25 protein-coding genes are annotated in these 26074 nt (G+C 61.6%); 12 read left to right on the top strand and 13 right to left on the bottom strand.

The window, feature by feature from the left end:
- The first annotated feature begins 2 nt into the window (after positions 1–2).
- On the top strand, positions 3–743 hold the full coding sequence (locus tag EK23_RS04130) for an S-methyl-5'-thioinosine phosphorylase (protein ID WP_045224063.1): 741 nt from the start codon (positions 3–5) through the stop codon (positions 741–743).
- On the opposite strand, the gene soxY is transcribed toward EK23_RS04130, so the two are convergent.
- Positions 740–1186 (bottom strand): thiosulfate oxidation carrier protein SoxY, encoded by a 447-nt coding sequence (gene soxY, locus EK23_RS04125; RefSeq protein WP_045224062.1) that lies wholly within the window; start codon positions 1184–1186, stop codon positions 740–742. The genes EK23_RS04130 and soxY overlap by 4 nt on opposite strands.
- Positions 1187–1256: 70 nt before the next feature.
- On the opposite strand from soxY, the gene soxZ reads away from it, so the two are divergent.
- Positions 1257–1568, top strand: a complete 312-nt coding sequence (gene soxZ, locus EK23_RS04120) for a thiosulfate oxidation carrier complex protein SoxZ (RefSeq protein ID WP_235281905.1) — start codon at positions 1257–1259, stop codon at positions 1566–1568.
- A gap of 15 nt (positions 1569–1583) precedes the next feature.
- On the opposite strand, the gene EK23_RS04115 is transcribed toward soxZ, so the two are convergent.
- The 5 genes from EK23_RS04115 to apbC all read right to left on the bottom strand — a co-directional run bounded on the left by EK23_RS04115 (position 1584) and on the right by apbC (position 6378).
- Positions 1584–3164 carry a peptide chain release factor 3 gene (locus tag EK23_RS04115; protein WP_045224061.1) on the bottom strand — a complete coding sequence of 527 codons (1581 nt, stop codon included), beginning with the start codon at positions 3162–3164 and terminating at the stop codon, positions 1584–1586.
- 65 nt (positions 3165–3229) lie between these two features.
- Complete coding sequence (locus EK23_RS22345) at positions 3230–3352, bottom strand: entericidin A/B family lipoprotein (protein ID WP_082053924.1); 123 nt, start codon at positions 3350–3352, stop codon at positions 3230–3232.
- 18 nt (positions 3353–3370) lie between these two features.
- Entirely contained in the window at positions 3371–4648 is a 1278-nt protein-coding gene (hemL, locus tag EK23_RS04110) for a glutamate-1-semialdehyde 2,1-aminomutase (protein WP_045224060.1), read from the bottom strand.
- Positions 4649–4717: 69 nt separating this feature from the next.
- Positions 4718–5284 (bottom strand): dCTP deaminase, encoded by a 567-nt coding sequence (dcd, locus tag EK23_RS04105; RefSeq protein ID WP_045224059.1) that lies wholly within the window; start codon positions 5282–5284, stop codon positions 4718–4720.
- Between the two features lie 2 nt (positions 5285–5286).
- A complete protein-coding gene (apbC, locus tag EK23_RS04100) occupies positions 5287–6378 on the bottom strand; it encodes an iron-sulfur cluster carrier protein ApbC (protein WP_045224058.1) in 1092 nt (363 codons plus the stop codon).
- 171 nt (positions 6379–6549) lie between these two features.
- Here apbC and EK23_RS04095 point away from each other — a divergent pair, with 171 nt between their 5' ends.
- From EK23_RS04095 to EK23_RS04085, 3 genes are read left to right on the top strand one after another with little or no spacing between them, the layout of a single operon-like run.
- Entirely contained in the window at positions 6550–8559 is a 2010-nt protein-coding gene (locus EK23_RS04095; RefSeq protein WP_045224057.1) for a TOL_0244 family TonB-dependent receptor, read from the top strand.
- Positions 8556–9104 (top strand): YfiR family protein, encoded by a 549-nt coding sequence (locus EK23_RS04090; RefSeq protein ID WP_052807912.1) that lies wholly within the window; start codon positions 8556–8558, stop codon positions 9102–9104. The genes EK23_RS04095 and EK23_RS04090 overlap by 4 nt, the downstream gene beginning before the upstream one ends.
- An 8-nt stretch (positions 9105–9112) precedes the next feature.
- Positions 9113–11206 (top strand): putative bifunctional diguanylate cyclase/phosphodiesterase, encoded by a 2094-nt coding sequence (locus tag EK23_RS04085; RefSeq protein WP_045224056.1) that lies wholly within the window; start codon positions 9113–9115, stop codon positions 11204–11206.
- 8 nt (positions 11207–11214) lie between these two features.
- Here EK23_RS04085 and rho read toward each other — a convergent pair whose 3' ends face one another.
- The 3 genes from rho to yrfG form a co-directional block, all read right to left on the bottom strand.
- A complete protein-coding gene (gene rho, locus EK23_RS04080) occupies positions 11215–12471 on the bottom strand; it encodes a transcription termination factor Rho (protein WP_045224055.1) in 1257 nt (418 codons plus the stop codon).
- 205 nt (positions 12472–12676) lie between these two features.
- On the bottom strand, positions 12677–13006 hold the full coding sequence (gene trxA, locus EK23_RS04075; RefSeq protein ID WP_045224054.1) for a thioredoxin TrxA: 330 nt from the start codon (positions 13004–13006) through the stop codon (positions 12677–12679).
- A gap of 94 nt (positions 13007–13100) precedes the next feature.
- Positions 13101–13790 (bottom strand): GMP/IMP nucleotidase, encoded by a 690-nt coding sequence (gene yrfG / locus EK23_RS04070; protein WP_045224053.1) that lies wholly within the window; start codon positions 13788–13790, stop codon positions 13101–13103.
- Positions 13791–13867: 77 nt separating this feature from the next.
- On the opposite strand from yrfG, the gene cysQ reads away from it, so the two are divergent.
- The 5 genes from cysQ (at position 13868) to EK23_RS04045 (ending at position 18352) form a co-directional block, all read left to right on the top strand.
- On the top strand, positions 13868–14686 hold the full coding sequence (gene cysQ / locus EK23_RS04065; protein ID WP_045224052.1) for a 3'(2'),5'-bisphosphate nucleotidase CysQ: 819 nt from the start codon (positions 13868–13870) through the stop codon (positions 14684–14686).
- Positions 14687–14706: 20 nt separating this feature from the next.
- Positions 14707–15147 (top strand): DUF6524 family protein, encoded by a 441-nt coding sequence (locus EK23_RS04060; protein ID WP_045224051.1) that lies wholly within the window; start codon positions 14707–14709, stop codon positions 15145–15147.
- Between the two features lie 270 nt (positions 15148–15417).
- On the top strand, positions 15418–17265 hold the full coding sequence (locus tag EK23_RS04055; protein WP_045224050.1) for an ABC transporter ATP-binding protein: 1848 nt from the start codon (positions 15418–15420) through the stop codon (positions 17263–17265).
- Positions 17266–17268: 3 nt separating this feature from the next.
- Positions 17269–17718: a DUF2721 domain-containing protein gene (locus EK23_RS04050; protein ID WP_045224049.1), complete on the top strand. Its 450-nt coding sequence runs from the start codon at positions 17269–17271 to the stop codon at positions 17716–17718.
- A gap of 88 nt (positions 17719–17806) precedes the next feature.
- Positions 17807–18352: a hemerythrin domain-containing protein gene (locus EK23_RS04045; protein ID WP_045224048.1), complete on the top strand. Its 546-nt coding sequence runs from the start codon at positions 17807–17809 to the stop codon at positions 18350–18352.
- Here the strand turns inward: EK23_RS04045 and EK23_RS04040 are convergent.
- The 4 genes from EK23_RS04040 to EK23_RS04025 form a co-directional block, all read right to left on the bottom strand.
- Positions 18320–18772 carry an RDD family protein gene (locus tag EK23_RS04040; RefSeq protein WP_045224047.1) on the bottom strand — a complete coding sequence of 151 codons (453 nt, stop codon included), beginning with the start codon at positions 18770–18772 and terminating at the stop codon, positions 18320–18322. The genes EK23_RS04045 and EK23_RS04040 overlap by 33 nt on opposite strands.
- 70 nt (positions 18773–18842) lie before the next feature.
- Positions 18843–19076, bottom strand: a complete 234-nt coding sequence (locus tag EK23_RS04035; RefSeq protein ID WP_045224046.1) for a hypothetical protein — start codon at positions 19074–19076, stop codon at positions 18843–18845.
- 425 nt (positions 19077–19501) lie between these two features.
- Positions 19502–20992, bottom strand: a complete 1491-nt coding sequence (locus EK23_RS04030; RefSeq protein ID WP_045224045.1) for an FGGY-family carbohydrate kinase — start codon at positions 20990–20992, stop codon at positions 19502–19504.
- A gap of 739 nt (positions 20993–21731) precedes the next feature.
- Entirely contained in the window at positions 21732–22385 is a 654-nt protein-coding gene (locus tag EK23_RS04025; protein ID WP_045224044.1) for a hypothetical protein, read from the bottom strand.
- A gap of 303 nt (positions 22386–22688) precedes the next feature.
- Here EK23_RS04025 and EK23_RS04020 point away from each other — a divergent pair, with 303 nt between their 5' ends.
- Both EK23_RS04020 and EK23_RS04015 read left to right on the top strand, forming a co-directional pair.
- Entirely contained in the window at positions 22689–24872 is a 2184-nt protein-coding gene (locus EK23_RS04020; protein WP_045224394.1) for a sulfatase-like hydrolase/transferase, read from the top strand.
- Entirely contained in the window at positions 24869–25924 is a 1056-nt protein-coding gene (locus EK23_RS04015; protein ID WP_045224043.1) for a formylglycine-generating enzyme family protein, read from the top strand. The genes EK23_RS04020 and EK23_RS04015 overlap by 4 nt, the downstream gene beginning before the upstream one ends.
- The last annotated feature ends 150 nt before the right edge of the window (positions 25925–26074 follow it).

The following is a 26074-nucleotide window of genomic DNA, read 5'->3' as shown; positions in this document are numbered from 1 at the left end:
CTATGACACGCCTTGCCATCATAGGCGGGTCGGGATTGACCCGACTCGCCGAATTTCAGATCAGCGAACGCAGACGCTTCGACACGCCCTATGGCACACCGTCGGCCGACCTGACCTTCGGCACCCTATTCGGCCAAGAGCTGGTGTTCCTGGCCCGTCACGGCGACGCTCATACGCTGCCGCCGCACCGCATCAACTACCGCGCCAACCTGTGGGCCTTGCATCAGGCAGGCGCATCCAGCATCGTGGCGGTGGCGGCGGTGGGCGGCATCCGCTCGGACATGGCACCGGGGCGCTTGGCGATACCCGAGCAGATCGTCGACTACACCTACGGCCGCAGTCATACCTTCTTCGAGGACGATCTGCAGCATGTCACCCATATCGATTTCACCCGGCCCTACGACCCCGGACTGCGCGAGCGCCTGCTGGCGGCAGGTCATGCGGCTAACCTGCGGATGGTGGACGGCGGGGTCTACGGCTGCACCCAAGGCCCGCGCCTGGAGACCGCCGCAGAGATCGTCCGCATGGAGCGCGATGGCTGTGACCTGGTTGGAATGACGGGCATGCCAGAAGCCACCTTGGCGCGGGAACTGGAAACCCCCTATGCGTGCTGCGCCGTCATCGCCAACTGGGCCGCCGGCAAGACGGAGCGGGAGATCAGCATGGCCGAGATCGAGGTTTTCCTGGCCCAGGGCATGACGGACTTGCACCGGTTGCTGGCGCAATTCCTGAAGGCTGTCTAGCCGCAGCCGCCAACCATCACCTTCACGGCCTTGCGCGTGACGTAATAATCCTGACCTGACCTCACCACGGCCAGCACGTCACAGCTCTCATTCATCTTGATGCGCAAAGACGCGTAGGGGTCCATCGACCGCTCGAAACGGAATCGCGCGGCCAAGGGTGTGGGGTTTTTCTCCACGAGCAGCAGAATCTCGTCCACGGCAGGCAGACTGCTCTCGACCGTCACCGGCACGATGGCGCCATTTTCCGCGATATCCGGAACCTCCAACTTGAGCTCTCCAGCGGGCGCCTGCAGCAAGCGGCGCCGACCGATAGCCGCCGCCAGCGCCTGATCGAGGCTGCCGGCCGGTACAGTTTTGGCCCAGGACGGGCGCCAACGCATCGTCGCCAGCCAGGCCGCCAGGCACAAGCTTCCGCGCTTCAGGAAGGTCCTGCGATCAGACATGGCGTGCCGGTCCTTGCCGGCCCCCGGAGTTTTCCATAAGCTGATGCCCTCAAGCTGCCGCGAGAAACCTGTGTCAACGATCAAGATACGCACCAAGCGCGTGGACGGCGCGACCCTGATCCGGGTCCTCATCACCCACCCCATGGAGACCGGCCGGCGCAAGGATGAAATGACCGGCGAGACGGTCGCCGCACACTATATCCGCACCGTGCGAATAGAACATAAGGCGCGCACCGTCGCAAGCTGCGACTTCAGCACGGCGGTCTCGCGCGATCCCTATGTGTCCGTGCGCTTGAAGGGTGGCGAGCCCGGCGATCCGATCCGGGTGAGTTGGGAAGACAACCAGGGGCAGAAGGACAGCCAGGATGCGGTAATCGAATGAGCGGTACGCGGGGACTTAAAGTTCCCGCGTAGCGCTGAAATGGATGTCGGGCCAGCGCTCTTCCGTCAGGGCCAGGTTCACCCGGCTGGAAGCCAGATACACCAGATAGCCGCTGCCATCCTCCGCCAGGTTGTCGAAGGCCTTGCGCTTGAACTCCTCCAGCTTCTTCGGGTCCTCGCAGCTGACCCAGCGCGCGGTGGTCACCGAGACATTGTCGTAGACGCACTCCACGTTGTATTCCGCCTTCAGGCGGAAGGCCGTCACATCGAACTGCAGGATACCCACTGCTCCCAGGATCAGGTCGTTGTTCTTGAGGGGCTTGAACAACTGGGTCGCCCCTTCCTCGGTCAGCTGCTGCAGGCCTTTCTGCAGCGCCTTGGCGCGCAGCGGGTCCTTGAGCACCACACGCCGGAATAACTCTGGGGCGAAGTAGGGCACGCCCTCGTACTTGAGCGTTTCCCCCTGGCTGAAGGTGTCGCCCACCTGGATGGTGCCGTGATTGTGCAGGCCGATGATGTCGCCGGCATAGGCCTCCTCCACATTCTTGCGGGTGTCGGCCTGGAAGGTGATGGCATTGGCGATCTGCACCTGCTTGCCGGTACGCACATGGTGCATCTTCATGCCTTTGTCGTATTTGCCCGAACAGATGCGCATGAAGGCCACGCGATCGCGGTGGGCCGGGTCCATGTTCGCCTGGATCTTGAAGACGAAGCCGGTGAATTTCTCCTCCTTGGCGTCGACCTGGCGCTCCCGCGCCTTTCGAGGGCCGGGCGGCGGGGCAAAACCGGCAAAAGCGTCCAGCAGGTCCAGCACGCCAAAATTATTGATGGCCGAGCCGAAAAACACCGGCGTCTGCTTGCCCTCCAGGTAAGCGTCCACGCGGAACTCATGGCTCGCGCCCTTGACCAGTTCGATGTCCAGGCGCAATTCGTCCGCCTGATCCCCCAGCACTTCGTCCATCTTGGGATTGTCCAGACCCTGGATGACCTCGCCGCGCACGATCTTGTCGCCATGGGACGGGCTGAACAGATGCACCGAGTCCTCCATCAGGTTGTAGACGCCCTTGAAGCGCTTTCCCATACCGATGGGCCAGGTCATGGGCGCGCACTGGATCTTCAGCACGCTCTCGATCTCGTCCAGCAGGTCGATGGGTTCGCGGCCCTCGCGGTCCAGCTTGTTGATGAAGGTCAGGATGGGCGTGTCGCGCAAACGGCACACTTCCATGAGCTTGATGGTGCGGTCCTCCACGCCCTTGGCGCTGTCGATCACCATCAGCGCCGAGTCCACCGCCGTCAGGGTGCGGTAGGTGTCTTCGGAGAAGTCCTCGTGACCGGGGGTATCCAGGAGATTGAGGATACAGTCCTGATGATCGAACTGCATCACCGAGGTGGTCACGGAAATCCCGCGCTGCTTTTCCATCTCCATCCAGTCCGAGGTGGCATGGCGCGCGGCCTTGCGACCCTTGACCGAGCCCGCCAGCTGAATGGCGCCGCCGAACAGCAGCAGCTTTTCCGTCAGGGTGGTCTTACCCGCGTCGGGATGGGAGATGATGGCGAAGGTGCGCCGCCGCTGGATTTCGGACAGGTACTCGGACATGGACTGCAATCGCGAAAAAGCGGGGATTATAGCAAGCGGCGGCTCCCTTAGGCGCAGCGTCTACGTCAACGGCGGCGCTCGCCGGAGTCCTCCATTTTCTTGCCCACGGTCTGCATGTCCTTGCCCAGCCCCGCCCAGGTATTGCAGCCGGCCAATGCCAGCATCGTTATCAACACGATCAATCGCATACTTCACCTCCCCATCGCTCACAGGCGATTGAAGACGCGCTCCGCGGCCTCCAGGGTCGCCGCAATGACATCCTCGTCATGGGCCGCGGACACGAAGCCCGCCTCGAAGGCCGAAGGCGCCAGGTACACCCCTTCCTCCAGCATGCCGTGGAAGAAAGCCTTGAAACGCTCAACATCGCAGGCCATGACATCGCCAAAGCTCCCGACCTGCCCACGATCGCTAAAAAACAGGCCGAACATGCCGCCCACCGCATTGGTGGTGAAGGAAACCCCGGCCCGCTCAGCGGCGGCGCGCAACCCTTGCGTAAACCCCTGGGTCCTGGCCGTCAGCGCCTCGAAGAACCCCGGCGCCGCAATCAGCTCCAGGGTCTTCAATCCCGCCGCCATGGCCACCGGATTGCCGGACAGGGTGCCGGCCTGATAGACCGGGCCCAACGGCGCCAGTTGCTCCATCACATCGCGGCGTCCGCCGAACGCGCCCACCGGCATGCCGCCGCCGATGACCTTGCCCAGGGTGGTCAGGTCCGGCCGGATGCCATAGAGCGCCTGGGCGCCCCCCAGGGCGACGCGGAAGCCGGTCATCACCTCGTCGAAGATCAGCAGCGCGCCGGTCTGATCGCAAACCTCGCGCAAGGCCTCCAGAAAACCCGGCGCCGGCGGCACGCAGTTCATGTTGCCGGCCACCGGCTCGACGATCACGCAGGCAATCTTCCGGCCCAGTTGGGCGAAGCACTCACGCACCGCCGCTACGTCATTGTAGGCCAGTGTCAAGGTGTGTTCCGCCAGCGCCGCGGGCACGCCGGGGGAACTGGGCACACCCAGGGTCAAGGCGCCGGATCCGGCCTTCACCAGCAGCGAGTCGGAATGCCCGTGATAGCAGCCCTCGAACTTGATGATGGTGTCGCGCCCGGTAAAGCCACGGGCCAGGCGAATGGCGCTCATGGTAGCTTCGGTGCCGGAACTGACCATGCGCACCATCTCCATGGAGGGCACCAGTTCGCAGATATTGTCCGCCATGGCGGTCTCGATGGGCGTCGGCGCACCGTAGCTCAGCCCTCGATCCACCGCCGCATGCACCGCGCGCAGCACTTCGGGGTGAGCGTGCCCCAACACCATCGGTCCCCAGGAGCCCACATAGTCGATATAGCGCCGGCCGTCAGGGTCGAACAGATAAGGCCCTTCGGCCCTGGCCACGAACACCGGCGAGCCGCCCACGCCCTTGAAGGCGCGGACAGGAGAATTGACGCCGCCGGGAATGTGCGCCTTGGCGGCTTCGAACAGATCGGAGTTGGTCATCGCAAAATCCACAGTGAAGAAAGCCGCAACGGCCCGACGTGAAGCGCGGTCCGGCGGCGAAAACGGAAGTCAGGTCTTGGGCAGGGTCACGCCGGTCTGGCCCTGGTATTTGCCGCCGCGATCACGGTAAGACGTCTCGCACACCTCGTCGGCGCCGATGAACAGCACCTGCGCCACGCCCTCGTTGGCGTAGATCTTGGCCGGGAGGGTGGTCGTATTGGAGAACTCCAGGGTCACATGGCCCTCCCACTCGGGTTCCAGTGGCGTCACGTTGACGATGATGCCGCAGCGCGCATAGGTGGACTTCCCCAGGCAAATGGTCAGCACATCGCGGGGAATGCGGAAGTACTCCACCGTCCGCGCCAGCGCGAAGGAATTGGGCGGGATGATGCACACATCCGACTGCAGGTCGACGAAGCTGTCCTCGTCAAAGTTCTTCGGGTCGACGATGGCCGAGTTGATGTTGGTGAAGATCTTGAACTCGCTGGAGCAGCGGATATCGTAGCCATAGCTGGAAGTGCCATAGGAAATCACCCGTCTGCCGTCCAGGTTGCGCACCTGTTGGGCTTCGAAGGGCTCGATCATGCCCTGCTCCAGCGCCATGCGGCGGATCCAACTGTCGGATTTGATGCCCATGCTTATCCGTTCACGATGCTGATCTTGGGGAAACGGGCGCTGTAGTCCTTGGCGCGCAAGGCCAGGCGCGCCGCCATGGCCCGTGCGATCTCGCGGTAGCGCATCGCCGCCGGACCCTCCGGCTCGGCCACCACGGTTGGGTGGCCGCCATCGGCCTGCTCACGAATCTTGATGTCCAGCGGCAGCGAGCCTAGCAGGTCGACGCCGTATTTCTGCGCCATCTTGCGTCCGCCGCCCTCGCCGAAAATGTGTTCCTCATGCCCGCAGTTGGAGCAGATATGCACGCTCATGTTCTCGATGATGCCCAGCACGGGCACGCTGACCTTCTCGAACATCTTCAGGCCCTTCTGGGCATCCATCAAGGCTATGTCCTGGGGCGTGGTGACGATTACCGCGCCGCTGACGGGAATCTGCTGCGCCAGGGTCAGCTGAATATCCCCGGTGCCGGGCGGAAGGTCGATGATGAGGTAGTCCAGATCCTCCCAGCGCGTATCGTTGAGCAACTGCTGCAGCGCCCCGGTGACCATGGGCCCGCGCCAGATCATGGGGGTGTCGTCGTCGATCAGATAGCCGATGGACATGGATTGCACGCCGTAGGCGGTCTTGGGCCTGATGCCCTTGCCTTCCAGTATCTCGGGCTTGCCCGACAAGCCGAGCATGGTGGGTTGGCTGGGGCCGTAGATGTCGGCGTCGAGAATGCCGACCCGCCCGCCCTCCGCCGCCAAGGCCAAGGCCAGGTTCACCGAGGTGGTGGACTTACCCACGCCGCCCTTGCCCGAAGCGACCGCGACGATGTTCTTGACACCCGGCAGCGGCTTGAGGTTCTTCTGCACCGCGTGGGATATCACCTCCCAGCCGACGTCCACGCCGACAGTCTCGACGCCGGGCACAGCGCGGACCGCGTCCATGACCATACCGACCAGGGCGTCCTTCCAGCCGGCTGCGGGATAGCCGAGCCTGATTTCAATGCCTATACGCGACCCATCCACTTCGATCTTGCGCACCGCCTTGGAGGTGACGAGATCACTATTGGCATAGGGGTCGATGACGGTACTGAGCGCGCGGCGCACGTCGCTCTCGGCCGGGATGGTCATGGCTCGCTCCAAATCAGAAACAATGGCCGTATCTTACACCAGTTGCGCTACCCCACGAACCCTGCGCCTTCAAGGTATGCGCCAGATCGGATACTATAAGCAAATCATAAAAAGCCAAGGTCAGGCTGACACATGAATCCCACTGCGCCCGGTTTACATGGACGAAAGCCGATGACGCTCTGGGCATCGCTCCTGTTTGTGGGTTGCCTGCCGCTCTACGCCGCCGCCCATCAGCCTGCTCAAGAACAGGAACTGACCGACCTGCCCCTGGACAAATTGCTCGAAGTGAAGGTCACTTCCGTAGCCAAACGCCCTGCACGCCTCTCCGACTCGCCCGCCGCCATTTTCGTGATCAGCCAGGACGATATCCGCCGCTCGGGAGCGGCAACCATCCCCGAAGCCCTGCGCATGGTCCCAGGCCTTCAAGTCGCCCGCGTGGACCGCAACAAGTGGGCGATCAGCGCGCGCGGTTTCAACGATACCCTGGCGAACAAACTGCTGGTGCTCATGGACGGGCGCAGTGTCTACACCCCGGTGTTCTCCGGCGTCTGGTGGGATACGGTGGACACCCTGATGGAGGATATCGAGCGGATCGAGGTGATCCGCGGCCCCGGCGCGTCCTTGTGGGGCGCCAACGCGGTGAACGGTGTCATCAACATCATCACCAAGTCGGCCAAGAATACCGCCGGAGGCCTACTATCCGCCTCCGCGGGTACGCTGGAGAACGGAGCGGTGGGACTGCGCTACGGCGGGCGCCTGGGCGAGAGCAGCGACTATCGCGTGTACGGCAAATATTTCGACCGGGACGCCTATAAGGATGCCAATGGCAAGGACGCGGGCGACGACTGGCGTTCCGGACGCGGCGGCTTCCGCATCGACAGCCGCTTGTCGGCGGATGACAGCTTGACGGTCCAGGGTGATGTGTTCCACAACAGTGACGGCGGCGCTCCGATCAATGACTACTACCCGGCACCGCCTTATGTCCGCCAGCAATCCGGCGACATTCACAGCGACGGCTTCAATCTCCTGTCGCGCTGGAACCGCCGCCTCGCCGAGGACTCCGGCCTCGCCTTGCAGTTCTATTACGACCAGAACAACCGGCACAATCCGGTTCAAGGCTCACGATTCCTGATTGATATCGTGGACGTGGATCTGCAACACGATTTCTCTGTGGGTGACTGGAACCACATCACCTGGGGCGGAGGCTACCGCTACATGCACGGGGACAGCGCCCCGAGCAGTACCACGGCGATGGTGCCCGATGAGCGCAACGATCATCTCTTCAGCCTATTTCTTCAGGATGAGATCAAGCTTATTCCCGAACAGCTGAGGCTCACCCTCGGAAGCAAGTTAGAGCACCGGAACCTGGTGGGCTACCAAATCCAGCCCACCGGCCGCCTGTTATGGACACCCGACAACAAAAACAGCGCCTGGCTAGCCGTTTCTCGGGCGGTGCGCATGCCTTCCTGGGTCGAGCAGGATCTTCGATATAACGCCCTGACACTGCCCCCGAGCCCGCCCGACGCGCCCCTGCCGACCCTGCTGAGACTGACGGGCAACCGCCAGTTCCATTCCGAATCAGTGATCGCCTACGAACTGGGCTACCGCGCCCAATGGCGGCGCGACCTGGCAACCGATTTGGCAATCTACTACAACGACTACAAGAGCCTGGAGTCCATAGAGCCCCTGCCCTGCTCCGCCCTTCCGGCTGCCGGCTACGTGAACTGCCCCCTGACCTTCGGCAACCTCCTGTACGGCCACACCTATGGCGCCGAACTCAGCGTGAGCTGGAGCCCCATGGATACATGGCGTCTGCAGGGCGGATACACCTATCAATACATGTCCCTCAAGGTCAAGCCGGGCAGCGGCTATACCGAGGCCGCCGCCGACGAAGGCAACAATCCAAATAACCAGTTCTTCCTGAGCTCGTCCCTGTCTCTGCCGGGCAATACCCGCTTCGATATGGCCCTGCGCTACGTGGGGGAAACGCCGACCCAGAACCTGGGGGCTTACTTCACGCTGGATGCGCAACTCACCTGGAAGCCATTGAGCCAGCTCGAACTGTCCCTGATGGGGCGCAACCTCAGCAGCGAATACCATCGCGAATGGACACGTTCGTTCGCGGTCACGCCCACCTACCTGGAACGGGACTTCCTTGCCACGGTCCGGTGGTCATTTTGACTTGGGCGGCAGGCCCCACCCCGCTGAAACTGGCGCGAGCCATACGCCTGTGCGGCTTCATGGGCATGCTGCTGGCAGGGGCGGCGCAGGCTCAAACTGACGTGTCGGAATACGCCTTGAAGGCCGCGTTCATCTATAACTTCGCCAAATTCATCGACTGGCCAAAGCCCTCAGATGGGTTGCTGCACCTGTGCGTAGCCGCCGAGGAGACCTTCGAAGGCGAATTCGATAAGCTGAGTCAGAAAGTCACGGGGGGGCTACGCTTGCAGGTGGATCATCCGAAAGCTCCTGAAATGGGCGCGCAGTGCCAGATCGTTTTCATCGCGGATTCGGAGGCCGATAGCCTTCCGCGCTGGGTCCAACTCTCCCGCGAAAAGGGGGCGCTTACTGTCAGCGACGCCCCGGGCTTCCTGGACCGTGGCGTCATGATCGAGATGCAAATGGAGGATGAACGGGTTTCCTTTGACGTCAACATGACGGCAGCCCGCGCCGCCCGGCTCGACATCAGCTCCAGGCTCTTGCGTCTGGCCAAGCGCGTCTACTAGGGTTCACGATGATCCGGTCACGCTTCAAGAATCTGTCCATCGAGACCAAACTCCAGTTCATCAACATGGCTACCACCGGGTTTGCCCTCGGTCTGGTGCTGGTGTTCCTGACCCTGCATGAATTGTGGTACCAGCGCGAAACCTTGCTGGAAAATCTCATGGCCGACGGTCGCATGATCGCCAGCAATGCGTCGGCTGCCGTCCTGTTCCAGGACCGCGATGAAGCCACCGAGATCCTTTCGGCCCTGCAGGCCTCGCCCGCCGTAACCCGCGCCGTGATATACCTGCCGGACCACAAACCCTTCGCGTCCTATGCGCGGGATGCCAATCTTGCGGCTCCGGCGGAAGGCGCCGTGGTAACGACGCACCCACCCTCCTTGTTTCCATCTGCCCTCGAGTTCTGGCAGGACATTCAGGTGCGCGACGAGAAAATCGGCGACCTGCTGATCGAGGCCGACCCTCACGACCTCTACCGCACACTCCCGCGTTATCTCAGCATTATCGCGTTTTCGGCCAGCATCGCTCTGCTGCTGGCCTTTCTGGTGCTGCAGCGACTAAAGACGGCTATCACCGCCCCCTTGCTCAATCTGACAGACCTGATGCGCAAGGTTTCGCGGCACAAGGATTACTCGCTGCGCTCGGAAGTGCATAGCAGCGACGAAGTGGGTTCCCTGGCCCACTGCTTCAATGACATGCTGGAGCAGATCCAGCACCGCGATCGCAGCCTGCGCGAGGAACTGTCGGAGCGCCGCCGCGCCGAGGAGCATCTGGACCGCCTGGCCTACTACGACACGGTGACCGGACTGCCCAACCGGCATTATTTCAACGAGCGCCTGGCGCACATCATCGGCGGCGCGAATTCCTTCGCCGAACGCACGGCGCTGATGTTCATCGATCTGGACAACTTCAAAATCATCAATGACACCCTAGGCCACGCGGTCGGCGACCTGCTCCTGCAGGATGTGGGCGGACGACTGAAGGCGCTGCTGCGCAGCGGCGACTACATCTTCCGTATCGGCGGCGACGAGTTCGCGGTGATTCTGGAAAAGGTGGAACACCCGGAAGATTGCATGGCCGTCGCCGAAAAGATCATCCAGGCATTTTCCACCTGCTTCACCCTGGATCAGCACCAGATCTTCGTCGGTGCCAGCATCGGCATCAGCTTCTGTCCCGATGACGCCACCGAGGCCGGTACCCTGCTGAAGAACGCGGATACGGCCATGTACTCGGCCAAGGAACGCGGCAAGAACACCTTCCAGTTCTTCCAACCGGAAATGAAAGGGCGCGCGCTCAATCGGCTGACCCTGGAGAACAATTTGCGGCGCGCGCTAGAGCGCAGCGAGTTTGTCCTCTATTACCAGCCGCAGTTCGATCTGGAGTCCGGCCGCATCACCGGGATGGAGGCCCTGCTGCGCTGGAGCCATCCGGAACTGGGTACAGTGAGCCCTTCCGAATTCATTCCCATCGCGGAAGACAGCGGTCTCATCGTGCCGTTGGGGGAGTGGGTGCTGCGCACCGCCTGCGCCCAGGCCGCAATCTGGCAGGCAGAATGCGCGGTGCCTTTTGTGCTGGGCGTGAATATCTCGGGGCGTCAGTTCAAGGACGACACCGTGGCGGAGAAAGTGCTGCAGATTGTGCTGGAAACCGGCATGGACCCGCGCCTTTTGGAACTGGAACTCACCGAAAGCACGCTTATGGACGGTTCCGGCGCCAATATGCGCAAGCTGATGCGCCTGCGCGCCATGGGCATCCGCTTCTCGATCGACGATTTCGGAACCGGCTATTCGTCCATGAGCTACCTCAAGCGCTTTCCCATCGCCACCCTGAAGATCGACCGCAGCTTCATCGACGGCATCCCGGACAACCCGGAAGACGTGGCCATCACCACGGCCATCATCGCCGTGGGCAAGAGCCTGAACCTGGAATTGCTGGCGGAGGGCGTGGAAACCCGGGAGCAGGCGGAATACCTGCGCAACAATGGCTGCCGCCACATTCAGGGCAACTACTTCAGCAAGCCCCTGCCAGCCAACGAAGCCTCCCTGCTGCTGCTTGTCAGCAACGGCAAGCCCGCCGTCGCCGAAACCTCCGCCACGATTTCCTGAGCGCGGCCTCAGCGCTTCATGGAGTCGAAAAACTCGCCGTTGGTCTTGGTGTCCTTGAGCTTGCCCAGCAGGAACTCGCTGGCCGCCATCTCGTCCATGGGTTGCAGGATCTTGCGCAGGATCCAGCATTTCTGCAGTTCTTCCTGCGGTACCAGATACTCTTCCCGGCGCGTGCCGGAACGGTTGATGTTGATGGCTGGATAGATGCGCTTCTCGGCAATCTTGCGCTCCAGATGCAGTTCCATGTTGCCGGTGCCCTTGAATTCCTCGTAGATCACTTCGTCCATGCGCGAGCCGGTATCGATCAGGGACGTGGCGATAATGGTCAGGCTGCCGCCTTCCTCGATGTTGCGGGCCGCGCCGAAGAAGCGTTTGGGCCGCTCCAGGGCGTTGGCGTCGACACCGCCGGTGAGCACCTTGCCGGACGAGGGCACCACCGTGTTGTAGGCGCGGGCCAGGCGGGTGATGGAATCCAGCAGGATCACCACGTCGCGCTTGTGCTCCACCAGGCGCTTGGCCTTCTCGATGACCATTTCCGCCACCTGCACATGGCGGGCGGGCGGTTCGTCGAAGGTGGAGGACACCACTTCGCCCTTCACGCTGCGCTGCATTTCCGTTACTTCTTCCGGGCGCTCGTCGATGAGCAGCACGATCAGATAGCACTCCGGGTTCTGCTCCGCGATGGAATGCGCCAGGTTCTGCAGGATCATGGTCTTTCCCGCCTTGGGCGGCGACACGATAAGACCACGCTGACCCTTGCCGATAGGGGCGATGAGGTCGATGACGCGTGCGGTCAGGTCTTCGGTAGTGCCGTTGCCGAGCTCCAGGACGAAGCGGGACTTGGGAAAGAGTGGCGTGAGATTGGAGAAGAGGACTTTGTGCTTGGCGTTTTCAGGCGGTTCGTAGTTGATCTGCTCCACCTTGAGCATGGCGAAATAGCGTTCGCTCTCCTTAGGGGGCCTGATCTTGCCGGAAATCGTGTCGCCTGTGCGCAGACTGAAGCGGCGTATCTGGCTGGGAGACACATAGATGTCATCGGGGCCCGCCAGATAGGAACTGTCCGTCGACCTAAGGAAGCCGAATCCGTCCTGCAATATTTCCAGCACCCCGTCGCCGTAGATGTCCTCGCCGCCCTTCGACTGCTTCTTGAGTATGGAAAAGATCAGGTCCTGTTTGCGGGTTCGGGCCACGCCTTCGATATCCAAGGACTCGGCGATTTCGATCAGTTCGGAAACAGGCTTGCGCTTCAGGTCGGTAAGGTTCATAGGTTAAGAATGAGGATGCGGGTTTTCAGGAAACAGTTGCTGGAATTGAGTTACTCGAGCGAGCAGGCGTCGAGTCCAAGAACTATCAGAGGGGGAGCGCCGGAACCGGCACGGACTTAAGAGGAAGTTTCTTTAGTTCTGGCGAAAAAATAGCACAGGTAATTGGGCCCGTCCAGAAACCGCGACGAGACGGGCCGCATCCGCCTCAAGCGAGATTGCTGTCGAGGAAAGCCGCCAGCTGCGATTTGGAGAGTGCGCCCACCTTGGTGGCCTCCACTTCGCCATTCTTGAACAGCATCAGCGTCGGTATGCCCCGCACCCCATAACGCTGCGGCGTAGACGGGTTGTCATCGATATTGATCTTGGCGATGGTCAGTTTGCCGTCATAGTCGTTGGCAATCTCCTCCAGCACCGGAGCAATCATCTTGCAGGGACCGCACCACTCTGCCCAGTAATCCACCAATACGGGACCATCGGCTTTGAGTACCTTATCTTCAAAGTCGTCATCATTCAGATGCAGAATCTTCTCGCTCACTGGAAATCTCCGGGTTGTTGATGGGTTGCGGCGGGCAAAGGGACGTGTGCGGCCCACAATGGGAGGACGCTGACGGCAATGGGGCAATTTGAGCTTAATCCCCGCAAAAATTCAAGACCCGCGCCGCCGTGAGCCCGGGCATGAGTTCGCTGAAGTCCTCGATGCTACAGAACTCCCGGATGTCTCGGCTGGGCCGCTGGCTATCGTGCTTGCGCACCGCCACCAGGTGGGCGACGCCATGAACCCTGGCTGCTCGCAGCACCGGCAGACTGTCGTCCACCAGCAAGGTCCGGGCGGGATCGAACGGTTCCTGGCCCGCGAGGCGCGGCCAGAATTCCGGCTGTTCCTTGGGAAAACCCAAGGCGTGGGAACTCACGATGGCGTCAAAGAAGCGGTTAAGACAGGTTCTTTCCATCTTCAGCCCCAGGCTTTTGGGGTGCGCGTTGGTCGCCAAAATCAGCCGCCTGCCGCTGTTGCGCGCCGCCTCGAGAAACTCAGGCACATGGGGCAGCACCGCAATCAAGCCGGCGATCTCCTGCTTGAGCCCTGCCACGTCCAATTGAAGCTGCTCGCTCCAGTAATCGAGACAATACCACTCGAGCCGCCCTTCCATGGCTCGAAACTTCGGCCCCAGTTCCTGCCGCGCGGCGCTGAGTTCCATGCCCATGCGCTCGGCATACTTGGCGGGTATGTATTCCTGCCAGAAATGGTTGTCGAAGTTGAGATCCAGCAGCGTGCCGTCCATGTCGAGAAACACGGTATCAATGTCATCCCATACAATCATGGGTTAATATTCCTCCTCCATTCCGGTATCGGTGGCGCGCATTAACACCCGTGAGCAGCAGCAAAGGAACCCTGTCCATGCCCATTATGAAGGAGCCTTCCCGTTTTTTGGAGCCAGTCATCGCCCTCTCGTTGGAAGCCGGGCGTCGCATTCTCGAAATCTATAATTCCGATTTCCGTGTTGGCTTCAAGCAGGACGATTCGCCGCTGACCGCCGCGGACCTGGCGTCGCACCACTGCCTGAGCGAGGGTTTACAGAAACTGAGCACGGTGTATCCGGTGCTCTCCGAAGAATCCGCCGACCTACCCTTCGCGGCCCGCAGCGCCTGGGAAACCTATTGGCTGATCGACCCCTTGGACGGCACCAAAGAATTCGTCAAACGTAACGGGGAATTCACGGTCAACGTGGCGCTGATCCATCAGCACCTACCGGTTTTGGGCGTGGTCTATGCGCCGGCCATGGACGTGTGCTATTTCGCTTCCGAGGGGTGTGGCGCCTTCAAGCGGGTCGGCGGCGGCGATCCGCAGCAAATCTATGTGCGCGACCGGGCCCCCGCCCGCCTGGCGGTAGTGGGCAGCCGCTCACACCAGACCGAGGGCCTCGCCACGCTGCTCGGCCGCCTCGGCGAGTACGACCTGAAATCCATCGGCAGTTCGCTCAAACTGTGCTGGGTGGCCGAAGGGGAAGCCGACCTGTATCCCCGCATCGGCCTGACCTCCGAATGGGATACCGCTGCCGCACAGTGCGTCGTTGAAGCCGCTGGCGGGGCCGTGACCGACCTGGCGGGCCGGCGCCTCCAGTACAACACCAAAGAATCGATTCTGAACCCCTTTTTCCTGGTCTATGGCGATAAGTCCAGAACCTGGCACACCTATGCCACAGGCCTCCAAGAATAAGCACGACGAGGTACCTTGACATGAACAACGATGGCTTCAACTGGCTAGGGCTGTTCCTACGCTTTCTCGCCGCCCTCTTCGTGGTGTACGCAACCTACAACCCGGAAGGGTATTCTTATTACCACTGGGTCGCCAGCTCGCTGAAAACACCGGTTGCCCAAGGCATCTGGAATTCCGATGCGCTCAAGTTCATGGCCGGCGTGTTGCTTCTTACCGCCTGGATCGTTTTCTTCAACGCGACCCGCAATTCCCTGGGCCTGCTCGGCGTCACGCTGACCCTGGCCATCTGCGGCGGGTTCATCTGGTTCCTCTCGGAGATGGACGTGTTCACCCCCGAGTCGGTGCCGGCTTTCACCCACCTGGTGTTGCTGGTCATCGCCGTGGTGCTGGCCTTGGGGATGTCCTGGGCACACATGAAGCGCCGGCTGACGGGACAAGTCGCCACCGACGAGGTCGACTGAGCGGTTGTGAAAGAATCTGCTGCGCGTCCCGATTGCTGCATCGCGCGGTGCTCGGAATCCACATGTACCCCACATACACTGCGGTTCCGGTGCTCCGCGCTCCTTGCCCTTGGGCCGCTCGCTACGATTTTTCACAAGCTCTGAGACGGGGATTGATCAGGGCGGCGTCCGGCAGGCTTGGCCTCATTGGAATCCAGCCCAGCCTGCCCGAAGCCGGAGTTCCAAAATCCAACGCCGCGCCAACCCGCCCGTTTCGTGATATTGCCGACTATGCCGCCTGAAGCCTCGACCGCCAGCGACGCCCCTCCCCCGCTTCCGGACACCCCTTTCCGCTTCGTCCGGCATTTCGTCGGACGCTTCCGGGGCTGGTTTCTGCTGATGGTCCTGCTGGAAGCAGGCCAAGCCGCCAGCAACATCCTGCTCCCCTACGCCATCGGCCAGGTGATCGAAACTGTCACCCAAGCCAAGGACATCGCCAGCCTCACCCTGGAGGGGGAATTGCGCTACCCGGCACTGCTGTTCGCCGCCTTGGGCCTCGGCGAAGTTCTGTTCAGCCGCGCCAGCGGCGCGTGCCTGATCATGGTAGGGCCGCGCCTGCGCAAGGCGGTGAGCGGCGAGTTGTTCGCCTACCTGCAATTTCACTCCCAACGCTATTTCAACGGTCATTTCGCGGGCGCCCTCGCGCACCGCATTACCGAGACCGCCACCAGCGTCAACCATACCCTGTGGACCATCCTGTTCGATTTCTGGCCGATCTCCATCGTGTTCGCGGTCTCCATCGCCCTGCTGTACCGGGCGCACGCCGAGTTGGCCTACTTCGTGGCCGCCTGGGCGGCCTGCTTCGTGACAGCCTCCTACTGGCTGGCGACCCGCTGCCAGCCCTACGCCCAGAATTACGCCAATACCCGCAGCGAGGTGAACGGCAAGATCGTCGATGCCGTCACCAACCTGTCCAGCATCCGCCTCTTCGCGCGCCTGGCCCATGAACGGCGCTATCTGGATGGCTACCTGGACCTGGAAATGCGCACCGGACGCCAGACCTTTTGGTACATGGAACGGGTGCGCTGGTTCCAGTTCATATCCGCGCTCATCCTGAAACTGGGCACCTTGGGATATGCCCTTACGCTTTGGCAGACGGGCGCCATCGGCGTGGCCGACTTCGCCATGAGCACCAGCCTGTCCCTGCTCATCATCAGCGAGGCGCGCAACCTGAGCCGCCGCTTTCTCGAATTCTTCGAGTACATCGGCAATGTCGCCAACGGCGTGCGCGTCATCATCCAACCCCACGAACTGCTCGACAATCCCGCAAGCCGGGCAGTGCCCATCACCCGTGGCCAAATCGAATTCCGCGGCGTCGGCTTCAGCTATGGCGGCGCGCAACGGGTGTTCGACCAGTTGAATGTCACCATCGCCCCCGGCCAACGGGTCGGCCTGGTGGGATTCTCCGGCTCCGGCAAATCAACCTTCGTCAGCCTGATCCTCAGGCTCTACGACCCGCAGGAAGGCGCGATCCTGATCGACGGGACCGACATCCGCGAAATGACACTGAACTCCCTGCATGAGCAGATCAGCCTGATCCCACAGGACCCTTCCCTGTTTCACCGCAGCCTTCGGGAGAACATCCAATACGGCCGCCTCGACGCCGATGAAGGGCAAGTGCGCGACGCGGCCCGCCAGGCCCATGCCCATGAGTTCATCGAGGCGATCAGCGAAGGCTACGATTCCCTGGTGGGCGAGCGTGGGGTCAAGCTCTCCGGCGGCCAGCGCCAACGCATCGCCATTGCCCGGGTGATCCTGAAAGACGCGCCGGTGCTGATATTGGATGAAGCCACCTCAAGCCTGGACTCGGTGACGGAGAAATCCATCCAGGACAGCCTGGACCGTGCCATGGCCGGCAAGACCGTCATCGTGGTCGCCCATCGGCTTTCCACCATTGCCCATCTGGACCGCATCCTGGTGTTCGACAGCGGCCGAATTGTCGAGGATGGCACCCACAGCGAACTGCTGGCGCAAAACGGACACTACCGCAAGTTGTGGAACCGGCAGGCTGGCGGTTTTTTGCCTGAATTCGACCAAGCCGAGATACCGCCCCGCGAGGGTGCGAGCCTGGGGAGCTGATCCATGCATCAGGTCAGCCTCTCCGAACTCATCCCCACCCTGCAGGTCGCCGTCGGCCCGGTGGTGCTGATTTCCGGCGTGGGCCTGCTGCTACTCAGCATGACCAACCGCCTGGGCCGCACCATTGACCGCGCGCGTCATCTGGTGCGCGAGATGCGTGGCCTGCAGCCGGAGGATCGGGAAGCGGTGGTGCGTCAGCTCAGGATTCTCACCAAACGCGCCACCATCATCCGCCGGGCCATCTTCCTGGCCTCCCTCAGTGTGCTGTTCGCCGCGATGCTGGTGATCCTGCTCTTCCTGTTTTCGCTGCTGCACTTCGAGGTAGCCTGGCTGGTGGGGATATTGTTCATCCTCTGCATGCTCTGCCTGATCGCGTCTTTGATCTTCTTCATCCGGGACATCAACCAGGCGCTGATCGCCGTGCGCCTGGATCTGGGAAACATACAGGATTAGACGCCGCATCGAAAAGTACTGCGAAAATACCCATCACACCCCGGCATTGGGCTTATAATCGGCCCATCACGTGGAGCCGGGTGTCACCATGCATCAACTCATTGCCGAACTGCACCAGGATCACATCAACCTGGCCCGGCTGCTGAATGTGCTTGAAGGCCAGTTGCTGCGGTTTCAGGCCGACGAGATGCCCGACTACATGCTGCTGCTGGACTTGGTGGAATATGTGGAAAGCTACCCCGACCTGATCCACCACCCGCGTGAAGACATCATTTTTCGCATCTATCTGGAGCGTGGAAGGCAGGGTGAATCCTCCATCCTACGCCTGATGGACGAGCACAAGACGCTGATTTCACAATCCCACGCCCTACGCAACCTGCTGGAACAGACGGCCCAAGGCATGGTCTCGCCCCGTGCAGCGGTGGAAGAAGCCATCACCGATTACCTGCAGGTGCAGCGCGCCCATTTGGACGCTGAGGAAGGGGAGGTTTTCGCCCTGTTGGACCAAGCCTTGCTGCCGGATGACTGGGAGCGGGCTCAGGCGGAAATGCCGGTCAGTGACGATCCACTGTTCGGCCGCCAGGTGCAGCAGCGCTACCGCTCAATCGTCGACCTGATCATGGGCATGTCCTGAGGCGCGCGCCTCGCCGGCCCAGACCAGGCGCGTACCCGCCAGGCGGTCGTGCCAGCACTGCCTGTCCCTGTCCACCAGCGCCCAGAGGAAACCTAAGCCGAGCGCTGCCAAGGACAGCAGGCCTGCGGAAAAGCGCACGGCGGCCTGCTTCCATCCGATCGGTCCGCCATCCCGCGACTGCAGACGAAGGCGCCAGGCTCGCATGCCCAGAGTTTGCCCGCCATGGGTCCATTGCCAGCCCAACAGGGCAAAACTCAAAAGAATCAGATAGGTGCTATAGGCCGGATCCCCCGCGCCCAAGGCGTGGCCGCCGCGAAACGGGAGCAACAGGGCGGTGCCTGTAAACAGGACGGCCAGCAGCAGCAAGGCGTCATAAAACAAGGCAGACAGGCGCCGGATGAGGCTGGGTGGCGCTGGCATGGCTGAAGCGGGTTGAAGGGTCTTGAATGGCCCGGGCGGGCGTCAGCCCGCCGGACCTGCGGGCTGAGTCTCAGGGATTGGTCAGAGGCGCCGCGGCGCCGGCGTCGGCAGCCGCCTTGTCGTCGCCCACATGCAGCTTGACGCCGAAGAACATGGCCAGATAAACCAGTCCGCTCAGTAGAATGATGGAAAGGATCACCGGCGGTCTGACCAGGGGCATGAACATGAGCACCGCGAAGTCAGCGACGAATGCACTGGTGTGTACCGGATAGGCAATGAATGTCTCGGTGTTGAACTTGAACATACAACAGATTCCTCCTCGTTGAAGGCGCTGCCGGGGAACCAACACTGCCGACGAGGGTGCCGCGACCCGATTCCCTGATGCGCCGTGTTATTGTGCTGCCCGGACCAAAGGTCCGGCATGCCAGGGATTTTCCTGGCGCGTGGCAATGGTATCACAGTCACCAGCGCGGCCAAGGCCGCGCCAGAAGGCTTCGGCGCATCTCTGATTCAGATCAAGTTTTTTCGCCCCGGACGGGCGCTCGCGGATTGAGGTATTGGGCTGCCCCCCGGCAAACCCGGTCGGCGGCCGAGGACTTCGTTGCAGCGCCGACTGCCGACTCATCGACAACATGCTGAGTTGCCCGCCACGACAACCTGCGGAAGAGGCACGCGCAGGCCCTGATCTTCCCGGTTCCCCTGCAGCCCTGCCCCCCCGGACCCTCTGTTTCAGGATATAACCAACTTGAGTGCCGGATAAGCCCGCTGGTAGGCGGCGAAAAGGGGGGCATAGGTCGCATGAGCAGCCGGGTTGGGCTCGATGCGGCGGGCCACCTTTACCATGGCACCGGCAGCCTCCTCGATGCCGGAGTATCGCCCGGCACCGACAGCAGCGAGGATGGCGCAACCGAGCGCCGGCGCATCCGCCACTTCCGTCAGGATCAGCGGTAGCCCGGACACGTCCGCGTGGATCTGCATCCAGAGCGCCGAGCGGGCCGCACCGCCGCACAGGACGAGTTCTGCCGGGACATAGCCGTTGCCGCGCATGGCCTGCAATACGGCCTCGGTGCCAAAAGCAATACCTTCCAGCAGGGCCCGGAATATATGGCCACGCCCATGCTTGAGACTAAGGCCCAGAATTGCCCCTCGAGAAAGCGGGTCGGTGTGGGGGGTGCGGTTGCCCTGGAAATGTTCTTGGACCAGCAAGCCCTCGGCACCGGGAGGCAGTGCCGCCGCTTCCGCATCCAGGGCGGCATAGCTCGTGGCTTCCCCGAGAAGGTTCTTGAACCACTGGACCACCGAACCCGTGGAGGTCTGCCCACCCTCCACCACGTGGAGCCCCGGCATGACGGCATCCGCGTACGTGCCCCAGATGCCCCGGCCGCTGAACGCACGCGCGGAAAGTCCCAGGTGCAGATGGGATGAGCCGGTGATGAACGCGAGGGAACCGGGCTTCACCACGCCCAGCCCGAGCATGGCGATGAACGCATCAGCGCCGCCCTGGGCAACCGGCGTTCCGGCTCTCAATCCCAGATGCTGCGCTGCTTCCGGTGTCAAAGTCCCGATGAGATCGCCCAATGGAACCACCTCGCCGGGCCATTTGTCCGCGAGTTCGCCGATGCCCAAAGCCGCGGCCAGACGACAGGCATAACCGCCGTTCCGGGTTTGGTAATGCCAGCGTACGGCGGCATTGGTGATGGAAGCCACCATCCGTCCGGTCAAACGGAAGTTCAGGTAATCCTGATACTCGCAAATCGTGGCGGCTGCCTGAAACACAGCCGGCTCGTGTCGCGAAAGCCAGAGTGCCTTCGGCATCATCCATTCCGCGGAGACCGGTCCTTTGCCGCCCCCGTTGACCTGCAACGCGGGATCGCCGGTGGCCAGAACGCGCCCTGCCTCCTCGGCGGCACGCACGTCCATCCAAATCAGAGCGGGCCGGAGCGGCAAGCCACGCTGGTCGAGCGCAACCACCGAACAACAGGTGGTGTCCAATGCGAGCCCCGCAATGTCCCGCGCCGCCACGCCAGACTCGGCCACGGCTCGACGCACGCTTTTGCCCAGAGCATCCCACCAGTCGGTTGGTTTCTGCTCCGCCCAGCCCGGGCGCGGAAAATCCGTCGGGTAGGGCGTCGCCGCGAAGGCCAGCGGCTTTCCCGCCAAGTCGAAAACACCCGCCCGCAGAGACTCTGTCCCGCCATCGATGCCGATCACATACGCCATATGAACTCTTTTCCCTCCTATGGGCGAAAGCCTTTACCAACAAGTGTCGCGAGGTCTCATGCGCCCGTCAACACGGCTAGCACATTCAAGAGCGCGGCGCTGTTGCCGTGATTCAGGGAATTCAAGCGCGTTCTCGTTGAAAAAACTGCTCGGTTGCCTCCCAAGCGCTAGGTCCATACCTGCGGCTACCTCGACTTCAGGAGCGCGCGTGGGCAGCGCTGCCTAAGCAAAGGCGGCAGTCAAAGCACTTCCGATTACGCCGCCTGGCGGTCGGCGCAAGGCGCAGGACAGGTCACGCCGAGCTAGATGCAGGACAGTCCCGCGGCAGAGCCGGTCGATCGAACTGGGACTTGCCTTATCTGGAGGATGCGAGCCTATCTCGCAAACTACCAGACGACGCAAGGATCCAAGTCATCCGCAGGAATGGAATGAAGGCCGTTTGAGACCGGCACCCTGGCTGGAAAGACGCGTGGCGGAAGACGCCATCACACTCGCCGCAGCACGGACCTCGAATCCACTGATCGGAAGCAAAATTCGCGGTCGTTGACGGCTCCGACATCCGATTGACGTTGGGCCGCTCTAGCACGCCGCCCGGAAGCCAACTCCGCAATTCCTCGTAGAAAATCTGAAAACTTCAGTCCTGCGCCTTTTTCCTTCCTGAACGTACATGAGAAAACCTGATAATGAGGGATTGCTGATTTTGCCGCCGGGCGCGCAGTTACCCGATAATTTCAGTACCTTAGGACGGACGATAGTGCCGTAGTGTTCCTATTTCAGCGGGTAACTCCAGTTCCAGGTTTTCAGGGCCGAGAAAATGGTTACAGTAAGCATCTTCCACCTCTCTTTCGCAGTCGTGTACGAATATATCCCCATCCGGAGCCACTAGCCTGGACGCCTCGAAGATACTCTTCATTCTGCCTGGCATCTGGTCGTTCCAACCCCTAGGCCCGTCGACCAAAACGACATCCCACTGCTGCTTCAGCACCGCTTCCGGGAGTTCCAAGGCCAGTCGATCCGGGACTGCCATGAGTTCCCGCCAGTCCCTGAGGCGGGTGTCGTAATTCACCAGATAGGCCTGAATGTAAGGCGCTGCGCCGACAACCTTCTCCAACCAGCCGGGGTGATTCTCCAGGAATACTGTCTCACCACCCTTGTTGACGGCATGCCAGAATTTGCTGTCATTTCCCAGCCCAAACACCAATAGCTTGCACGGGCCCTTATTTCTCAATACTTCAACGATTGCCCCCAACTGCGATGCGGTAAGCTGAATTTGATTAAGCCTCCGCATTGTCGACAGGCTGCTGGGGCTGGGCCAAACGCTTGCGACAAAATTACTGGGCTTTGCCAAAAGAAAACGGACCGAGGATTTGAATATGGAATTTGCGTCTTGCATGAGTTCTCCTTCGTCTTCTCATGCCCAGAACACTGGACGTTATAGATCAAGGGATAAATCCCCCCTGCTTCATTATTCGACGAGGAAAGAAATACCCATATGGAGTAATGTTTATTGGTTCGGTAAAAATACTCTATGGAAGAATGGAGCCCTCGTCAAGAAATCATGCTTGCGAACATCAGTATCCATACGTATAGATCGTCTATCTTTAACCGATCGCCTCCCGCCCCCGTGACAAGGCCCTTCGTCCAAGGGGCGCGCGGGCCCCTACGGATATGTTTGAGATTGCCGACGATGAAGCCCATGCGAATCTTCATGCTACCGCGTTACCTCACTGTGCTCTTGAGCGCGTGCCTGCTCCCCGCCAGTTCCGTGGCCCTGGCCAAGCAGAAGCCAGTCCCGCCCAACATCCTGTTCATCATCATGGATGACGTCGGCATCGATCAGTTGTCGGCGTTCGGTTACGGAGGAACCACGCCTCCGGCCATGCCGAACGTCAATACGATCGCCAATAAGAGCGTGCGCTTTCGCAATAACTGGTCGATGCCCGCTTGCTCGCCCAGTCGCGCGGTATTTTTCGAAGGCCGCTTCCCCATGCGCAGCAACGTCTTGGGCGCGTTGGGCCCCGATGACCTTGCCAACTCCATGGTCTCACCCTTCGACATCACCGTTCCCAAGCTGCTGAAACAGCGCAATTACCAGAGCGGCTTGTTCGGCAAGTTCCACCTGGGGCTGCAGGGCAACAACCCTTATGGCCTGGGCATGCCCCATTCCCTGGGCTGGGATTACTTCTGGGGCTGGCTGGACGAAACCGGCGACCCCTCCTCCATCGATACCACAGCCGGTGGCGTGGCTGCCGCCGGAACCTATTCCTGCGGATTCGTGCCGGGCTCCGATCACGGCGGGGCCGATCAGGGCGCCTGCTACAAGCCCGACAACAGTTGCAGCGATGTGTCGGCCGCCGCGGGTGCGATCAATCCGCCCGGCCGTGCCTGCCGTGACAGCGGTGGCATCTTTGATCCGGGCAAATCCTGTCAGGCCAGCCGGCCCGCCTACATCGATTTTTCGCAGATGAGCGCGCATTACGTCTCGCCCGTCGTCATCAACCATGACGACGGCCGGGTCGAGAGCGTCCCGCCCCAGGATATCCGGGCACGGGGCTATCGCGGCAGCGCCCACATCGACGCCGCCATCGAGTGGATCCAGTCGCGCCCGCAAGGCACGCCATGGATGGCAAGCGTCAGCTTCGCCACGGTCCACACGCCCTTGCAACAGCCGCCCGTGGCCCTGTTGCCGTCCGATGCCCTCAACACCAACGGCATCAACTGCGCGAGCACCTCGCCGGAAGATTCGTTTCCTCTGAACAATCAGATGATCGAGGCCATGGACAGCGAAATCGGCCGACTCCTGACCTCCATCGGTCTGGCACGGCGGAATTCCGATGGCAGCCTGTCCTACGATCCCAAGAGCACCGATACCATGGTGGTTTTGGTGGATGACAACGGCTCTCTGGGCTACACCGTGAAGCAGCCCTTCGATCCCAGCCGCTCCAAAGGGACGCCCTACCAGACAGGGATATGGACGCCCTTGCTGGTGGCTGGGCCCAAGGTCAATAAGCTGAACCGGGACGTCAAGCACATGACCAATATCGCCGATCTGTATCAGCTGTTCGGCGAAATCGCTGGCATCGATGTGCACAAGAGCGTGCCCTGGCAGATCGATTCGAAGCCAATGCTGCCCTATCTTGCCAACCCGAATCAGGGGGGCATCCGCAAGTTCAACTACAGCCAGATCGACCTCAACCTGCAAGCCAATGGAGGCCTCAACGGGCCTTGCCAGTTCGCCAATAGCTGCTCCCACATTCCGGTGAGCAAGAGTGTGTGCGAGGACAACGGCGGCGTTTGGTGGGGCGTGGGCGCCGATGCCCCCGGGACGGCAGGAACCCAGGGCCTGGCCCATTGCTGCGATGTCCAGGTCTATCTGACAAACAACGGCCGTGCCAACGAGGTGGTGTCCATCATCCCGCAGGGCGCCATCGCCGTCCGCAACCAGCATTACAAGTTCGTGCAGAACTTCACCAAGAATTACGACGCGTCGAGTAACGCCTGCGTCGATACCCAGACCGAGGAACTCTACCAGGTCAACGAAGACAAGACATTGCCCAAGCTGGATCGCGAGGGCAGCGATTTGCTGGTGAATGGCGTCTCCGCATTGAAGCCCCAGGCCAAGCGCAACTACCAGGCCCTGAAAGACAGGCTGGCGCGACTGCAGCAAAGCGACGTGGACTGCCCCGGTGATGGCAACCTCGACCTGCGCGTGGACCAGAAGGATATCGACGAATGGAACAAGTTCAGCCGGATGAATGGCGGATTGTCCAGTTGGTATGACTTCAACCTGGATGGCCTGACCGATCAGGCCGACTACCAGATCATCCTCGACAACCTGGGTACCCAGTGCAAGCCCACCAAAACCGGATCATCGCAGTGATCAGGCTAGGCCTGCCGCATAGGTTGGCAAGCTGGCTGAGCCCGCTGCTCATCGCCGCTTCCGCGTGGGGCGCCCAGCCGGAAGCGGCGCCACCCGGAATGGTCTGGATACCCGGGGGGGAATTCATGATGGGTAGCGAGGGCCCGCTGACCCGCGCCGATGAAAGGCCGGTTCACCGCGTCAGGCTGGACGGATTCTGGATGGACACCACGGAAGTCACCAATGCCGAGTTCCGTCGCTTTGTGGAAGCCACCCACTACGTCACCACCGCCGAACAGGCGCCCAAGCTGGAAGACATCATGGCGCAGCTGCCGCCGGGCTCGCCGCCACCTCCGGCGGACAGCCTGAAGCCCGGCGCGCTGGTGTTCGCTTCCCCGAGCGTCCCAGGCGAGTATTGGTGGCGTTGGGTCGAGGGCGCCAACTGGCGCCACCCCCAGGGCCCTGAAAGCAATATCGCAGGCAAGGACGAGCATCCGGTGGTGCAAGTCTCCTGGTACGACGCCACAGCCTATGCCCAGTGGGCGGGCAAGCGCCTGCCCACCGAGGCCGAATGGGAATATGCTGCGCGCGGGGGCCTGAAGGGCAAAACCTTTGCCTGGGGCAACCAACACCCCAATCAGGGCGCGCCGCGGGCCAACATCTGGCAGGGCCGCTTCCCCTTCAAGAATTCCGGCGCCGACGGTCACACCGGAACCAGCCCGGTCAAATCCTTTCCACCGAATGGGTTCGGACTTTACGACATGACCGGCAACGCCTGGGAATGGGTGCAGGATTGGTACCGGGCCGATGCCTATGCTCTCGGCAAAGGCACAAAAGTTGTCGTGAATCCCAAGGGACCGGCGGAGAGCCTGGACCCCGAGGAACCGCATATCAAGAAGCGGGTTCACCGCGGCGGTTCCTTCCTTTGCGACGAATCGGCCTGCGCCAGCTTCAGGCCTAGCGCGCGCATGAAGGCCAGCCCCGACACCGGCTTGATGCACACGGGATTTCGCTGCGTCAAGTCCAAGCAATCCGCCATCAAACCGGAATTACGCCCGCAAGCTCAGCGCTGACAGACGGAAAACAATCCCCCGTGTCCCGGGTAACATGGCATCGCAGGGCCTCGCTTCCTTGAACAGATCATTCAGGGCTTGCCGAGCGACTCGACGTAAGCTTCCCCACACTGACCCGACACAGTGGCCTAAAAAAGCCTACAGGCTTCA

The sequence above is a fragment of the Methyloterricola oryzae genome, from assembly GCF_000934725.1.
Taxonomy (GTDB): Bacteria; Pseudomonadota; Gammaproteobacteria; order Methylococcales; family Methylococcaceae; genus Methyloterricola; species Methyloterricola oryzae.
This window is presented reverse-complemented; position numbering and strand designations above follow the sequence as displayed.

Bases quoted from the DNA above. Each gene is read 5' to 3' on its own strand.
- EK23_RS04130 (WP_045224063.1), top strand. From the start codon at position 3: ATGACACGCCTTGCCATCATAGGCGGGTCGGGATTGACCCGACTCGCC.
- soxY (WP_045224062.1), bottom strand. From the start codon at position 1,186: ATGTCTGATCGCAGGACCTTCCTGAAGCGCGGAAGCTTGTGCCTGGCG.
- EK23_RS04115 (WP_045224061.1), bottom strand. From the start codon at position 3,164: ATGTCCGAGTACCTGTCCGAAATCCAGCGGCGGCGCACCTTCGCCATC.
- EK23_RS22345 (WP_082053924.1), bottom strand. From the start codon at position 3,352: ATGCGATTGATCGTGTTGATAACGATGCTGGCATTGGCCGGCTGCAAT.
- hemL (WP_045224060.1), bottom strand. From the start codon at position 4,648: ATGACCAACTCCGATCTGTTCGAAGCCGCCAAGGCGCACATTCCCGGC.
- dcd (WP_045224059.1), bottom strand. From the start codon at position 5,284: ATGGGCATCAAATCCGACAGTTGGATCCGCCGCATGGCGCTGGAGCAG.
- apbC (WP_045224058.1), bottom strand. From the start codon at position 6,378: ATGACCATCCCGGCCGAGAGCGACGTGCGCCGCGCGCTCAGTACCGTC.
- EK23_RS04095 (WP_045224057.1), top strand. From the start codon at position 6,550: ATGACGCTCTGGGCATCGCTCCTGTTTGTGGGTTGCCTGCCGCTCTAC.
- EK23_RS04085 (WP_045224056.1), top strand. From the start codon at position 9,113: ATGATCCGGTCACGCTTCAAGAATCTGTCCATCGAGACCAAACTCCAG.
- rho (WP_045224055.1), bottom strand. From the start codon at position 12,471: ATGAACCTTACCGACCTGAAGCGCAAGCCTGTTTCCGAACTGATCGAA.
- yrfG (WP_045224053.1), bottom strand. From the start codon at position 13,790: ATGATTGTATGGGATGACATTGATACCGTGTTTCTCGACATGGACGGC.
- cysQ (WP_045224052.1), top strand. From the start codon at position 13,868: ATGCCCATTATGAAGGAGCCTTCCCGTTTTTTGGAGCCAGTCATCGCC.
- EK23_RS04060 (WP_045224051.1), top strand. From the start codon at position 14,707: ATGAACAACGATGGCTTCAACTGGCTAGGGCTGTTCCTACGCTTTCTC.
- EK23_RS04055 (WP_045224050.1), top strand. From the start codon at position 15,418: ATGCCGCCTGAAGCCTCGACCGCCAGCGACGCCCCTCCCCCGCTTCCG.
- EK23_RS04050 (WP_045224049.1), top strand. From the start codon at position 17,269: ATGCATCAGGTCAGCCTCTCCGAACTCATCCCCACCCTGCAGGTCGCC.
- EK23_RS04045 (WP_045224048.1), top strand. From the start codon at position 17,807: ATGCATCAACTCATTGCCGAACTGCACCAGGATCACATCAACCTGGCC.
- EK23_RS04040 (WP_045224047.1), bottom strand. From the start codon at position 18,772: ATGCCAGCGCCACCCAGCCTCATCCGGCGCCTGTCTGCCTTGTTTTAT.
- EK23_RS04035 (WP_045224046.1), bottom strand. From the start codon at position 19,076: ATGTTCAAGTTCAACACCGAGACATTCATTGCCTATCCGGTACACACC.
- EK23_RS04030 (WP_045224045.1), bottom strand. From the start codon at position 20,992: ATGGCGTATGTGATCGGCATCGATGGCGGGACAGAGTCTCTGCGGGCG.
- EK23_RS04025 (WP_045224044.1), bottom strand. From the start codon at position 22,385: ATGCAAGACGCAAATTCCATATTCAAATCCTCGGTCCGTTTTCTTTTG.
- EK23_RS04020 (WP_045224394.1), top strand. From the start codon at position 22,689: ATGCGAATCTTCATGCTACCGCGTTACCTCACTGTGCTCTTGAGCGCG.